Annotated in this window: 11 protein-coding genes and 2 tRNA genes; 7 read left to right on the top strand and 6 right to left on the bottom strand. The window is 62.7% G+C overall.

Annotated elements, in window-relative coordinates:
• Nucleotides 1-9: 9 nt before the first annotated feature.
• From AM586_RS21230 to AM586_RS21215, 4 genes are all read right to left on the bottom strand, one after another.
• Nucleotides 10-942: a hydroxyacid dehydrogenase gene (locus AM586_RS21230; protein WP_047824311.1), complete on the bottom strand. Its 933-nt coding sequence runs from the start codon at nt 940-942 to the stop codon at nt 10-12.
• A gap of 8 nt (nt 943-950) precedes the next feature.
• Nucleotides 951-2,336, bottom strand: coding sequence for an MFS transporter (locus AM586_RS21225; RefSeq protein WP_047824313.1), 1,386 nt, complete (start codon nt 2,334-2,336; stop codon nt 951-953).
• A 303-nt stretch (nt 2,337-2,639) separates the two neighbouring features.
• Nucleotides 2,640-3,539 carry a LysR family transcriptional regulator gene (locus AM586_RS21220; RefSeq protein WP_047824315.1) on the bottom strand — a complete coding sequence of 300 codons (900 nt, stop codon included), beginning with the start codon at nt 3,537-3,539 and terminating at the stop codon, nt 2,640-2,642.
• 155 nt (nt 3,540-3,694) lie between these two features.
• A tRNA-Ser gene (locus tag AM586_RS21215) sits at nt 3,695-3,785 on the bottom strand.
• A 193-nt stretch (nt 3,786-3,978) separates the two neighbouring features.
• Here AM586_RS21215 and AM586_RS21210 point away from each other — a divergent pair.
• The 3 genes from AM586_RS21210 to AM586_RS21200 are packed head-to-tail and all read left to right on the top strand — an operon-like array spanning nt 3,979 to nt 6,358.
• Nucleotides 3,979-5,283, top strand: coding sequence for a family 1 glycosylhydrolase (locus AM586_RS21210; protein WP_047824317.1), 1,305 nt, complete (start codon nt 3,979-3,981; stop codon nt 5,281-5,283).
• Between the two features lie 3 nt (nt 5,284-5,286).
• Entirely contained in the window at nt 5,287-6,027 is a 741-nt protein-coding gene (locus tag AM586_RS21205) for an SDR family NAD(P)-dependent oxidoreductase (RefSeq protein WP_047824319.1), read from the top strand.
• Nucleotides 6,028-6,061: 34 nt separating this feature from the next.
• The gene (locus AM586_RS21200; protein WP_047824321.1) at nt 6,062-6,358 is read left to right on the top strand and encodes a KTSC domain-containing protein; all 297 of its coding nucleotides are present in this window, start codon (nt 6,062-6,064) and stop codon (nt 6,356-6,358) included.
• A 97-nt stretch (nt 6,359-6,455) separates the two neighbouring features.
• Here the strand turns inward: AM586_RS21200 and acs are convergent, their stop codons facing one another.
• Nucleotides 6,456-8,459, bottom strand: a complete 2,004-nt coding sequence (acs, locus tag AM586_RS21195; protein ID WP_047824323.1) for an acetate--CoA ligase — start codon at nt 8,457-8,459, stop codon at nt 6,456-6,458.
• A gap of 292 nt (nt 8,460-8,751) precedes the next feature.
• Between acs and AM586_RS21190 the strand changes: the two genes are divergently transcribed.
• From AM586_RS21190 to AM586_RS21175, 4 genes are all read left to right on the top strand, one after another.
• Nucleotides 8,752-9,303: a YqhA family protein gene (locus AM586_RS21190; protein WP_229411100.1), complete on the top strand. Its 552-nt coding sequence runs from the start codon at nt 8,752-8,754 to the stop codon at nt 9,301-9,303.
• Nucleotides 9,304-9,320: 17 nt separating this feature from the next.
• The gene (locus AM586_RS21185; RefSeq protein ID WP_047824327.1) at nt 9,321-10,856 is read left to right on the top strand and encodes a fumarate hydratase; all 1,536 of its coding nucleotides are present in this window, start codon (nt 9,321-9,323) and stop codon (nt 10,854-10,856) included.
• Nucleotides 10,857-10,912: 56 nt separating this feature from the next.
• Nucleotides 10,913-11,776, top strand: a complete 864-nt coding sequence (gene murI / locus AM586_RS21180) for a glutamate racemase (protein ID WP_047824329.1) — start codon at nt 10,913-10,915, stop codon at nt 11,774-11,776.
• 76 nt (nt 11,777-11,852) lie between these two features.
• Nucleotides 11,853-11,928, top strand: a tRNA-His gene (locus tag AM586_RS21175).
• 84 nt (nt 11,929-12,012) lie between these two features.
• Here the strand turns inward: AM586_RS21175 and AM586_RS21170 are convergent.
• Complete coding sequence (locus AM586_RS21170; protein WP_156328143.1) at nt 12,013-12,393, bottom strand: hypothetical protein; 381 nt, start codon at nt 12,391-12,393, stop codon at nt 12,013-12,015.
• Nucleotides 12,394-12,511 lie beyond the last annotated feature (118 nt).

Genomic DNA, 12,511 nt, shown 5'->3' with positions numbered 1-12,511 from the left:
GGCTCCTTTTCAATGGGTATTCAGTACATGGGCCGGGATGTCGCCGGCGAGTGCGGCGAGGACCGCGCGTGCCGCGCCGAAGCCCATGCGCCGCAACGCTTCCCGGCTACTGCCTGCGATATGCGGCGATCCGACAAAGGTGTCGAGGCTGAGCAGTGGGTGCGAGGACGGCGGCGGCTCGGCCTCGAACACGTCACTGGCGGCGCCGGCGATGCGGCCAGTCGACAGCGCAGCATGCAGGGCCGACTCGTCGACAATGCCGCCACGCGCGGCATTCACCAGGATCGCCGTCGGCTTCATCATGTTCAGCTCGTCCGCACCGATCAGGTGCCGCGTACTGTCCAGCAGGGGCACGTGCAGGCTGATCACGTCGGCCTCGCGCAGTACGGTGGCGATATCGGCAAGCTGCCGCGCACCGCACTGCTCGAAGGCGCTCTTCGGCGCGTAGGGGTCGTAGGCAATCACCTGCGCCGAGAAGGCACTCTTGAACAGGCGGCCGGTTTTCGAGCCGATGTCGCCGAGGCCGATCAGCCCGAGCGTCTTGCCGCCGAGTTCGATGCCATCCTGGGCCTGGCCCGGGATGCCACCACGCAGGAAGCGGTCCGACATGGCGACCCGGCGGGCGGTGGTCAATGCCAGGGCCAGCACGTATTCGGCCACCGCATCGGCGTTCGCGCCCGGGGTATTCGTCACCATGATGCCTTTGCGGATGGCGGCGGCGATATCGATGTTGTCGACGCCGCTGCCATGCTTGGCGACGATCTTCAGGCGCTGCGCCTGGCCGATGTCGGCCTCGCGCACCTGGAAGGTCCTGACGATCAGCGCACTCGCTTCCGCTTTCCAGTCACGTTCCCGGGATGCCGGGAAATCGACGACCTCGTGGTGCTGGCGCAGGAAGGACACCGCATCTTCCGCAATGCGGTCCATGATGAAAATTGCCATTTTTTGCCTTAACGAGCTAAAGAAGAACTTGCGGCAGGGTGGATTGCGGCATCCGGCGACGTGCCCGACTGGACGTTGGGACGCGCTTTCGGCTCGATCATGCAAGCCACCAGGCCAAAGGTAATGAACGAGGTCGCCGCCAGCAGGCCGAATACCCAGTCCCAGTTCAACCGGTCGAGCACCACGCCGACGAGGAAGGGCGTGAATGCGCCGCCGAGCGAACCGGCGAAGTTGACGATCGACGCGGCGAACGGCACCTTGTCCTTGGTTGCGATACCCATCGGGTAGACCAGGAAAGTCGAATAGCCCAGGTTCAGCAGCACGCCGGCGACGAACAGCAGGGCTGCCAGGGGAAGCGGCTCGCTGGGGGCATTGATCAGTGCATACATCGTCAGCACGGTCGCGGCCGAAGTGATCAGCATGACGGGCTTGCGGCGTTTGGCGAAGACCTTGTCGGACAGCCAGCCTCCGAGGATGTTGCCGACAATCGCGCCCACCCACGGGGCCGAAGCCACGATGCCCATCTTCATGATCGAGAAATGCTTGACCGAGACGAGATAGGTCGGCACCCAGGTCATGATCGTGTAGGTGATGCCGACCATGAAAAAGTAACCCATGGCGCAGGCCCACACGTTCCACGAGCGCACCACTTCCTTGTTGGTCTTCAGGAGGTCGACTTCGCGGGTTTTGATGGCGGTATCGAGCCAGGCCGGGGCCGTCGCTGCCGCCGCGGGTTTCGCATCTTTTTGCACCGTCAGCGGCGCCGATTCCTTGATGTACGCGACTTCGGCGGGAGAACAGCGGCGCGATTCGGCAGGGTCGTCGCGAACCAGCCAGTACCACAATCCGGCGATGACAAAGCCGGGGATGCCGAAAATATAGAACACGTCGCGCCAGCCGAAATGCAGCATCAGGTAGGCGCACAGCGGCGGCACGAAAGCGGGCGCAAACTTAATAGAGGACATGAAAACGCCGGTGGCGAGACCTTTTTCATGCGCGGGGAACCAACGATTGATCGTCGACACGATGCCGATATTGATCGGGCCTTCAGCGCCGCCCAGTACCAGTCGCGCCAGCTTCAACTGCATGGCGCTTGCGGCCAGGCCGGTGAACAAGGTCGAGAGCGAAGTCAGCACCATCGACACGACCAGCAGCTTGCGGATACCGAATTTCTGGAACAGATAGCCGGCCGGGATCTGGACGATGGCGTAGCTGACGTAAAACAGGCTTGCCAGTGCCCCGACGTCGGTATTGGTGAGATGGAAATCCTTGCGGATCACGGGAATCAGTACGCCGATGTTGGCGCGGTCCGCACCGGCGATCATGTACGTCACGTAAATCATCGCGAGGACGATCCAGCGGTAGGACGTACGGCTACCCGAAGCAGTCTCCAAGATATGTCTCCTTTTGTGTTCTAAATTGACCTGTTCTCAAACGAGACAGGTTCGTAGTTGTTGATCAGATGTTAGGCCACAAGCGGGCTTGAAAAAAAGCGAATAATATCGACCCCCGGTCATTCGTTTTTCTCATCAGCGCGCGGTGACGGCAGGCCTGCAGCGGATGTTTGGACACCGGCAGCATTGGTGGAAAGGGAATGGGCGGCGTGCGTCGATGACGCGCACTGACACGGCGACTCGCCGTTCAGCGAGCGCTGCGGTGGCGAAAGCAGGACCGTTCAGGTGACGATGGAGGAATGCTCAGAACCCGTACGCCAGGGAATAGTTGACTTCTGTCCCGGCCAACTGGGCCAGCGTCGGAACAAGGGTACGGGTATCGTCGGTTCGCCAGCGGAAGCAGTACTCGATGGAAGGCAGAGGCGGCTCGCTCTGAAACGCGTTCAACTTCCCATGCTCGACCATGGGCTCTAGGAAGCGGCGCGGCAGGAAACTGATTCCCACGTCTGCGATCGTCAGGCCGACGATGGCGCTGAGACTGTTACATGCGAGAACACGCCGGGCCGAGACCTTATGCTGCGACGACCAGTTATGGAAGGATTCAGTGAGGCGCGATTCGCTGGTCATGACGATGATCGGGTGCTGCTGAATTTCTTCGACCGTCAAGGTCTTGCCGGCCTTGATGCGTTTTGGCGAGGCCATCCATGCAAAGTCGAGCGTGGCCAATGGCATCGAAGACAGCAATCCATTGCCGGCGCGCGTATGCGGGACGATCGCAAAATCGAGTTCTCCCCGCATCAGCTTTTTTTCCAGCGCTGAGCCCAAATCGACGTAAGGTTCCAATACCAGTTGCGGATGAAGCTGGTTGATCCTGGAGACGAAGTTCGGGAACCAGGTCAAGGCCGTCAATTCGCTGATGCCGAATCGGCAGGTGCCGCTCAGGGATTGGGGAAGACACAGCAATGATTTTATCTCCCCTTCCATCACCAGCATCTTGTGTGCATGCTCGAGAATTCGTTGGCCGTGTTCCGTGAGTACGGAACGTTGTGCTGATCGGTCGAACAAGGACGCACCAAGCGAAGCTTCAAGCTCAGCCAGGCGTTTTGACAGCGTGGACTGCGTAATGTTGAGCCTGTTCGCCGCGGTGGAAAAGCTGCCTAGAGTAGCTGCCCAGTAGAACGCTTCCAGCTGTTTCAGTGTCATATGGCTCGATTTTTTCCGGCAAATTGATCCTGGGGCGCGAGCGTCAGCTCGCAGATGCATCTGTGAAAGGATAGCATCAGGACAGGCATTACCTGGAAGGGCGCAGGCTTACGCAAATGAAAAAGGCCGCTCGAAAGCGGCCTTAGTAGAATCCTTGGCGGAGAGAGGGGGATTCGAACCCCCGATAGGCTATGAACCTATACACGCTTTCCAGGCGTGCGACTTAAACCACTCATCCATCTCTCCTGATGGGTCCACGGACGGCGATGTCCGCGAAGCCGCCTATTATAGCAAGGATTCTCGGCAGTACAAGTAGGATCGTACGCGCAACGATCCCTCCTCCCCAGTCGCTGGAAGGCAGGTCTTGTGTACGCGACCGTACAGCCCAGCTATCAACAGCCGAGTACGCTGCTCTCAAGAATTGTTTTGGGAGAGCAGCTTGTTCACTGGATTTATGTTCGCGACCGGCATCGAAAACAGCATCCCGACCATCGGCAACGGCAAGGTTCGCGTCGACGAGATGGCGAAGTGCGGCCACTACAAGCACTGGCGCACGGATTTCGACCTCGTGCGGGAACTCGGCATCCGCGTGCTGCGCTATGGCCCTCCCCTTCACCTGACCTGGCTGGGGCCGGACCGCTACGACTGGTCCTTCGCGGACGAGACTTTTGCCGAACTGTACCGCCGTAACCTGGTCGTCATCGTCGACCTGTGCCATTTCGGCGTGCCCGACTGGATCGGCAACTTCCAGAATCCGGATTTCCCGGCCTTGTTTGCCGGCTACGCGCGTGCCTTCGCCGAGCGCTTTCCCTGGGTCCAGCTGTACACGCCCATCAACGAGATGTCGATCTGCGCCCTCTTCTCGGCCAAGTACGGCTGGTGGAACGAGCAGCTGACGACCGACCGCGGCTTCGTGAACGCAACCAAGTACATCGTCCGCGCCAACCTGCTGGCGATGCGCGAAATCCTGCAGGTGCGCGCCGACGCCCTGTTCGTGCAGAGCGAATCGAGCGAGTATTTCCACGCCGAGTGCCCGGACGCCATCGGACCGGCGGAAATCAAGAATGCCCACCGCTTCCTGTCGCTCGATTTGAACTACGGCCGCCGGGTCGATTCGAACATGTACGAGTACCTGATGGACAATGGGATGACGCGCGAGGAATACCATTTTTTCCTCGACAATAATCTCAAGCACCACTGCCTGATGGGCAACGATTACTACCAGACCAATGAGCACCATGTCAGCGCCGACGGCAACACCCGCGCTTCCGGTGAGATCTTTGGCTACGCCATCATCACGCAGCAGTACTACGACCGTTATCGCCTGCCGGTGATGCATACCGAAACCAACCTGGCGCAGGGTCCTGCGGGCGACGAGGCGGTGCGCTGGCTGCGCAAGGAATGGGCGAACGTCCTCAGCATTCGCAACAGCGGCGTGCCGGTGGTCGGCTTCACCTGGTACTCTCTGACCGACCAGGTCGACTGGGATACGGCGCTGCGCGAAGACAACGGCAACGTCAATCCGCTCGGCCTGTTCGACCTGGACCGCAACATTCGTCCGGTGGGTGCCGCCTACCGCGACCTGATCCGCGACTGGGGCGCCGTGCTGCCGACCCAGAGCGTGTGCCTGCAAGTGCCGGTGGCGCTGCCGCAGGACACCATTCTCCCTGCGCCCGAGCTTGCTCCGGCGCCGGCCCACGAAACCAGCGAAGCGGCCACCGCCGCGCCCAAGAATACCGAGTGAACCATGAGCCTGCAGAATAAAGTTGCCATCGTTACAGGTGCGGCCGGCGGCATCGGCCTCGCCATCGCGCGTCGCCTGCTGCGCGACGGTGCCCGCGTCGTACTCGCCGACCTCGACCAGCAGCGCCTCGACGCCGCCAGCGCCGAACTCGGCAAGGAAGCCGATCCCGCGTGCATTGCCGCCAGCCCTTGCGACGTCGCGGTCGAGGCTGACGTCTTGCGCACCGTCGACACCGCCATACAGCGCTTCGGCAGCATCGATATCATCGTCAACAACGCCGGCCTGATGATCTTCAAGCCGATCGAAACACAGACCGGCGACGACTGGACCCGCATCCTCAGTGTCGACCTGGTCGGCGCCTTTTATTTCATCAAGCAGGCCTTCCTGCGCATGCCGTCCGGCGGCGCCATCGTGAATATCTCCAGCGTCCACGCGGTCGAGACCGAACCGATGGTGGCCTCGTACGCGGCGGCCAAGGCGGCCCTGGTGTCGCTGACGCGTTCGGCCGCGCTGGAAGGCAAGCCCAAGGGGATCCGCGTGAACGCGGTCCTGCCCGGCGCAATCGATACCCCGATGCTGTGGGACAACCCGAACGTGAAAGCCGGGATCGAGATCATCGACAAGCACGACGTCGGCCAGCCCGCCGACGTTGCCGACGTGGTTGCCTTCCTGGCCTCGGACGCGGCGCGTTTCGTCCAGGGTGCTTCGCTGCTGGTCGACGGTGGCAGGCTCGATCGACTGTGACTACACTAGGGGCAAGATCATCCGGGGAGCCCACATGGACATGAAACGCATCAACGCCGGCAAACTGCGCGCGATCGGCTATGCGCCGAAGGAACGCATCCTGCGGGTCGAGTTCGACGACGGCAGCGCCATCGACTATGCCGGCGTGAGCAATGACGTCTGGAAACGGTTCTCGAACTCGGGCGCTGCCTGGAGTTTTTATCGGGACAATATCGAGGAAGAGTTCGCGGGCACGCGCGGGCGTGCGGAAGTCGCCGGCCAGCGCGCCGAACTCGATCCGAAAAAGCCGAATCCGCTCGACGCCCTGTTCAAGCAGCCCGGCGAAGAATAAAAAAACGCCGCACCGTTTGCACGGATGCGGCGTCAACTCTGCTGTAGATTGAACTTGGGTCCCCGCCTGCGCGGGGACGACGACGCGGAAGCGACGCTTAAGCGGATTCCTTCAGCTGGTCCAGGATTGCCGGATTCTCCAGCGTCGACACGTCCTGGGTGATCGTCTCGCCCTTGGCCAGCACGCGCAGCAGGCGGCGCATGATCTTGCCGGAGCGCGTCTTCGGCAGGTTGTCGCCAAAGCGGATTTCCTTCGGCTTGGCGATCGGACCGATCTCCTTGCCCACCCAGTTGCGCAGCTCGGCGGCCAGCTTCTTCGCTTCCTCGCCGGTCGGGCGCGCCTGCTTCAGGACCACGAAGGCGCACACGGCTTCGCCGGTGGTCTCGTCCGGCTTGCCGACCACGGCGGCTTCCGCCACGACCGGGTGCGCCACCAGGGCCGACTCGATTTCCATCGTGCCCATGCGGTGGCCAGAGACGTTCAGCACGTCGTCGATGCGGCCGGTGATGGTGAAGTAGCCGGTGTCCTTGTTGCGGATCGCGCCGTCGCCGGCCAGGTAGTATTTGCCGCCCAGTTCGTCCGGATAGTAGGCGCTGCGGAAGCGGTCCGGGTTGTTCCAGATGGTGCGGATCATCGACGGCCACGGACGCTTCACGACCAGGATGCCGCCCTGCCCGTTCGGCACGTCGGCGCCGGCTTCGTCGACGATGGCGGCCATGATGCCCGGCAGCGGCAGCGTGCAGGAGCCCGGCACCATCGGGGTCGCGCCCGGCAGCGGAGTGATCATGTGGCCGCCGGTCTCGGTCTGCCAGAAGGTGTCGACGACCGGGCAGCGCTCGTTGCCGACGTTCTTGTAGTACCACATCCAGGCTTCCGGATTGATCGGCTCGCCCACCGTGCCCAGCAGGCGCAGGCTGGACAGGTCGAAGCTCTGCGGATGCACCTTTTCGTCCGCGTTGGAGGCCTTGATCAGCGAACGGATCGCGGTCGGCGCGGTGTAGAAGATCGAGACCTTGTGCTTGGCGATGGTCTCCCAGAAGCGGCCGGCGTGCGGGAAGGTCGGCACGCCTTCGAAGATGACCTGGGTGGCGCCGACGGCGGTCGGGCCGTAGCAGATATAGGTGTGGCCGGTGACCCAGCCGATGTCGGCCGTGCACCAGTAGACGTCGTCCGGCTTGATGTCGAAGGTCCACTTCATGGTCAGCGCGGCCCACAGCAGATAGCCGCCGGTGCTGTGCTGGACGCCCTTCGGCGTGCCGGTCGAGCCCGAGGTGTAGAGGATGAACAGCGGATGCTCAGCATCGACCCACTCCGGCTCGCACTCGGCCGGCTGGCCCTCGAGCAGCTCGTGCAGCCACAGGTCGCGGCCCTGCTGGAAGTTGATGTTGCCGCCGGTGCGCTTGTAGACGATCACATCCTTGATGGTGTCGCAGCCGCCCATCGCCAGGGCTTCGTCGACGATGGCTTTCAGCGGCAGCGATTTACCGCCGCGCATCTGCTCGTCGGCGGTGATGATGGCGACCGCGCCGGCGTCGATGACGCGTTCCTGCAGCGACTTCGCCGAGAAGCCGCCGAACACCACCGAGTGGGTCGCGCCGATGCGGGCGCAGGCCTGCATCGCGACCACGCCTTCGATCGACATCGACATGTAGATGATGACGCGGTCACCCTTCTTGATGCCGCGGGCCTTCAGTCCATTCGCGAACTTGCAGACGCGCTCATGCAGTTCGCGGTAGGTGGCGCGGGTCACCTGGCCGTCGTCGGCCTCGAAGATGATCGCGGTTTTATCGGCGTTGCCGTTCGTGAGGTTGCGGTCGAGGCAGTTGTACGAGGCGTTCAGTTGCCCGTCGGCGAACCACTTGTAGAACGGGGCATTCGATTCGTCGAGGGTCTGGGTGAAAGGCTTCTGCCAGTCGATGTTCTCGCGGGCCAGCCTGGCCCAGAATCCTTCGTAGTCGCTGGCGGCTTCGTCGCACAGTTTGCGGTAGGCATCCATCCCGGAGATGGTTGCGTTGGCGGCAAAGTCGGCGGGCGGGTTGAACACGCGGTGCTCGTGCAATGCGCCCTGCTCCAGCTCCTTGTTGGTCTCGTTCTCAGCCATGCTAGTCTCCACAGTAGTAGTAGTTTTGCCACATACCATATGCGCGCTCGCTTACTGAGCCCTTACAGACTGGGCGGTGCAGCAGCAGCACCGCGGCGCGCCTTCGGCATCCCAAGATCATTCTACCAACCTTTCCGGAACATCGAAGGGCAAGCCAGCGGCGCGCAGCAGGTGTAGAATGTTGAGCTGTCTTGACCTCGACCTTGGGCCGCGGCCCTATAAGTCCCCAACGCAGATGCCCGATTTACAAGCCACGCCCCCCGCCCGGAAACGCAGCGCCCTCGCCAATTTCATGTTTGCCAGCCGCTGGCTGCAACTGCCCCTCTACCTCGGCCTGATCCTGGCGCAATGCGTCTACGTGTTCCACTTCTGGGTCGAGCTGAAGGACCTGGTGTTTGCCGCGATGGGCAACGAGGCCGCCCTGCAGCACATCTTCCAGGCCGTGGCGGTGCCCGGCGCGCCGCTGCCCGACAAGCTCAACGAGACCACCATCATGCTGGTCGTGCTGGGCCTGATCGACGTGGTGATGATTTCGAATTTGCTGATCATGGTGATCGTCGGCGGCTACGAAACCTTCGTGTCGCGCATGTACCTCGAAGACCATCCGGACCAGCCGGAATGGCTGTCGCACGTGAACGCCTCCGTGCTGAAGACCAAGCTGGCGATGGCGATCATCGGCATCTCCTCGATCCACCTGCTGAAGACCTTCATCAACGCGAAGGTGTACGACCCGCAGACCCTGATCGCACAGACCAGTATCCACGTCGTGTTCCTGCTGTCGGCGATGGCGATCGCCTATACCGACCGCATCATGACCAACACCGCAAGCAGCTCCAAACACTAACCCTGAACGAGAACGAAATGACTGTCATCAAACAGGACGACCTGATCGAATCCGTCGCCGCAGCACTGCAGTACATCAGCTACTACCACCCGGCCGACTACATCCAGCACCTCGCGCGCGCGTACGAAGCGGAGCAGAGCCCGGCCGCCAAGGACGCCATCGCCCAGATCCTGACCAACTCGCGCATGTGCGCCGAGGGCAAGCGTCCGATCTGCCAGGACACCGGCATCGTCAACGTGTTCCTGAAGGTCGGCATGAACGTGCGCTTCGAGGGCTTCGGCAGCGGTTCGATCACCGACGCCGTCAACGAAGGCGTGCGCCGCGCGTACAACTTCGCCGACAACAAGCTGCGCGCCTCGATCGTGGCCGACCCGCACTTCGAGCGCAAGAACACCAAGGACAACACCCCGGCCGTCGTGCACATGGAACTGGTGCCGGGCGACACCGTCGACGTGATGGTCGCGGCCAAGGGCGGCGGCTCGGAGAACAAGACCAAGTTCGTGATGCTGAACCCGTCCGACTCGCTGGTCGACTGGGTCCTGAAGACCGTGCCGCTGATGGGCGCCGGCTGGTGCCCGCCGGGCATGCTGGGCATCGGTATCGGCGGCTCGGCCGAGAAGGCGATGCTGATGGCGAAAGAGTCGCTGATGGAAGACATCGACATGTACGAACTGAAGCAGCGCGGCCCGCAGAACAAGCTGGAAGAACTGCGTATCGAACTGTGCGACAAGATCAACGCGCTGGGCATCGGCGCCCAGGGCCTGGGCGGCCTGACCACCGTGCTGGACGTGAAGATCAACATGTACCCGACCCACGCGGCCTCGAAGCCGGTGGCGATGATCCCGAACTGCGCCGCTACCCGCCACGCCCACTTCGTGCTGGACGGCTCGGGCCCGTCCTACATCGAACCGCCGGCGCTGTCGACCTGGCCGGACGTGAACTGGACCCCGGACACCCAGAAGTCCAAGAGCGTGAACCTGGATACGCTGACGAAGGAAGAAGTCGCGTCCTGGCAGCCGGGCCAGACCCTGCTCCTGAACGGCAAGATGCTGACCGGCCGCGACGCCGCCCACAAGCGCATCCAGGACATGCTGGCCAAGGGCGAGCAGCTGCCGGTGGACTTCACGAATCGCGTTATTTACTACGTCGGCCCGGTCGACCCGGTGCGTGACGAAGTGGTTGGCCCGGCAGGCCCGACCACCGCGACCCGCATGGACAAGTTCACCGACATGATGCTCGAGCAGACCGGCCTGATCGCCATGATCGGCAAGGCCGAGCGCGGCCCGGCCGCCATCGAGGCGATCAAGAACCACAAGTCGGCCTACCTGATGGCAGTCGGCGGTTCGGCCTACCTGGTCTCGAAGGCGATCAAGTCGGCCAAGGTGGTCGGCTTCGAAGACCTGGGCATGGAAGCGATCTACGAGTTCGAAGTGAAGGACATGCCGGTGACCGTCGCCGTCGATTCGACCGGCACCTCGGTGCACCAGACCGGTCCGAAGGAATGGTCGGCGAAGATCGAGTCGCTGAAGGGTATTCCGGTCAGCGTCGCCTGATAAGGTAGGGTGGGCACGGGGTGCCCACCCTACGCCCGCTGAGTTAGTATTCCTCCATGAGCACTCCCCACTTCCCCCACGACGCCCCGGTCGGCATCTTCGATTCCGGCGTCGGCGGCTTCTCCGTCCTGCGCCATGTGCGCGCCCAGCTGCCGCACGAACACCTGATCTACGTGGCCGACTCCGGCTTCGCCCCCTACGGCGACAAGCCCGAGGAGGTCGTGGCCGAACGCTCGCTGGCGATCGCCCGCTTCCTCGTCGCGAAAGGCGCAAAGGCGCTGGTCGTGGCCTGCAACACCGCGACCGTGGCCGCCGTGAAGCTGCTGCGCGCGCGCATGCCGGACATGCCCATCGTCGGCGTCGAGCCCGGCCTGAAGCCGGCCGCCGCGGCGAGCCGGAACGGCAGGATCGGCGTGCTGGCCACCGAGCGCACCCTGGCCGGCGCCAAGTTCCTGCAGCTGCGCGACCAGATCGCCGAAGCGACCGGCGCGCAGTTCCTGCTGCAGCCCTGCCAGGGCCTGGCCGACCAGATCGAATTCGGCGAGCTCGATTCGCACGACACCGCCGCCATGCTGGAGCGCTACATCGCCCCGCTGCTGGCGCAAGGCGCCGACACCCTGGTGCTGGGCTGCACCCACTATCCGCTGGTGCAGGCCTCGATCGAGCGCGTGATCGCCGACCAGGGCTTCGATGACGTGACCCTGGTCGATACCGGCGAGGCGGTCGCGCGCCAGCTCGGGCGCCTGCTGGAAGCCGGCGATCTGCTGCGCCCTGCCGCTGCCAACGAAGCGGCGCGCGTGGAAGCTTATACGAGCGCCAGCGCCACCGCCCTGTCGGCGGCGTTCAACAGCCTGGTCGGCATCGATCCGCCGGTCCAGGAAACCGATTTTGCCGGGTTCCGCACTGCTGGGCACATTTAGATTTGCCAGATGGAGAAGGTGCCGCTATAATCTCGTTCTGTCTCGGCAACAACGAGACAGCAGTAAGAAAACAGTGGTGGCTGTAGCTCAGTTGGTAGAGTCCAGGATTGTGATTCCTGTTGTCGTGGGTTCGAGTCCCATCAGCCACCCCAAGAATTCAACGAAAAGCCCGGTTCGCAAGACCGGGCTTTTTGTTTTTTCGCTCCTTTTATTTCGCTACTTTTATTTCGCTCGATTTATCGGCAGCGAAATTCCATCGACCCGTTCATCAGCGTATCCGCCCTCACCCGCCGCTTGGCCACACAGCGCGCCGTGCTGCGCGCGTCGAAGCGGATGAAGCGCGGGGTGCCGGTGTACAGGCAGTCGACCTGGTAGGCCGCGCGGCGGGCGCCGGTCTTGATCTTCCATGACTGGAACAGGACGCCGCCCGCCTGCCACTCCTTGTCCGGCAAGCCTTCCGACCCGGGGCCGAATACGCGCACCCGGTCCAGCCTGGCTTTGGCCACTTTCCATTCGGCCGGCGCATTCACGGGACACTCCAGCACGACGGCCTTGGCCAGGCAGCAGGGCAGCGACAGCGCAACAAGAATAAATTTCTTAACAGAAATACCACGCATGATGTTTTTCCGATAATGATCGGACTTCCCATGCTAGGTATCCCGCATACGGCCGGGCTTGCGCGGCCTCACTCCAAAAACAAAAAACCGGCCACGAGGGCCGGTTCTTGCATTTCAG

Origin of the sequence: Massilia sp. WG5 (genome assembly GCF_001412595.2) — a bacterium.
Taxonomy (GTDB): Bacteria; Pseudomonadota; Gammaproteobacteria; order Burkholderiales; family Burkholderiaceae_D; genus Telluria.
The sequence above is the reverse complement of the archived record's forward strand: the minus strand, read 5'-3'. Positions and strand labels throughout refer to the sequence as shown.

What these genes read in the sequence shown, in the direction of transcription:
- AM586_RS21230 (WP_047824311.1), bottom strand. Translation starts at nt 942, where the DNA reads ATGGCAATTTTCATCATGGACCGCATTGCGGAAGATGCGGTGTCCTTC.
- AM586_RS21220 (WP_047824315.1), bottom strand. Translation starts at nt 3,539, where the DNA reads ATGACACTGAAACAGCTGGAAGCGTTCTACTGGGCAGCTACTCTAGGC.
- AM586_RS21205 (WP_047824319.1), top strand. Translation starts at nt 5,287, where the DNA reads ATGAGCCTGCAGAATAAAGTTGCCATCGTTACAGGTGCGGCCGGCGGC.
- AM586_RS21200 (WP_047824321.1), top strand. Translation starts at nt 6,062, where the DNA reads ATGGACATGAAACGCATCAACGCCGGCAAACTGCGCGCGATCGGCTAT.
- acs (WP_047824323.1), bottom strand. Translation starts at nt 8,459, where the DNA reads ATGGCTGAGAACGAGACCAACAAGGAGCTGGAGCAGGGCGCATTGCAC.
- AM586_RS21190 (WP_229411100.1), top strand. Translation starts at nt 8,752, where the DNA reads ATGTTTGCCAGCCGCTGGCTGCAACTGCCCCTCTACCTCGGCCTGATC.
- AM586_RS21185 (WP_047824327.1), top strand. Translation starts at nt 9,321, where the DNA reads ATGACTGTCATCAAACAGGACGACCTGATCGAATCCGTCGCCGCAGCA.
- murI (WP_047824329.1), top strand. Translation starts at nt 10,913, where the DNA reads ATGAGCACTCCCCACTTCCCCCACGACGCCCCGGTCGGCATCTTCGAT.
- AM586_RS21170 (WP_156328143.1), bottom strand. Translation starts at nt 12,393, where the DNA reads ATGCGTGGTATTTCTGTTAAGAAATTTATTCTTGTTGCGCTGTCGCTG.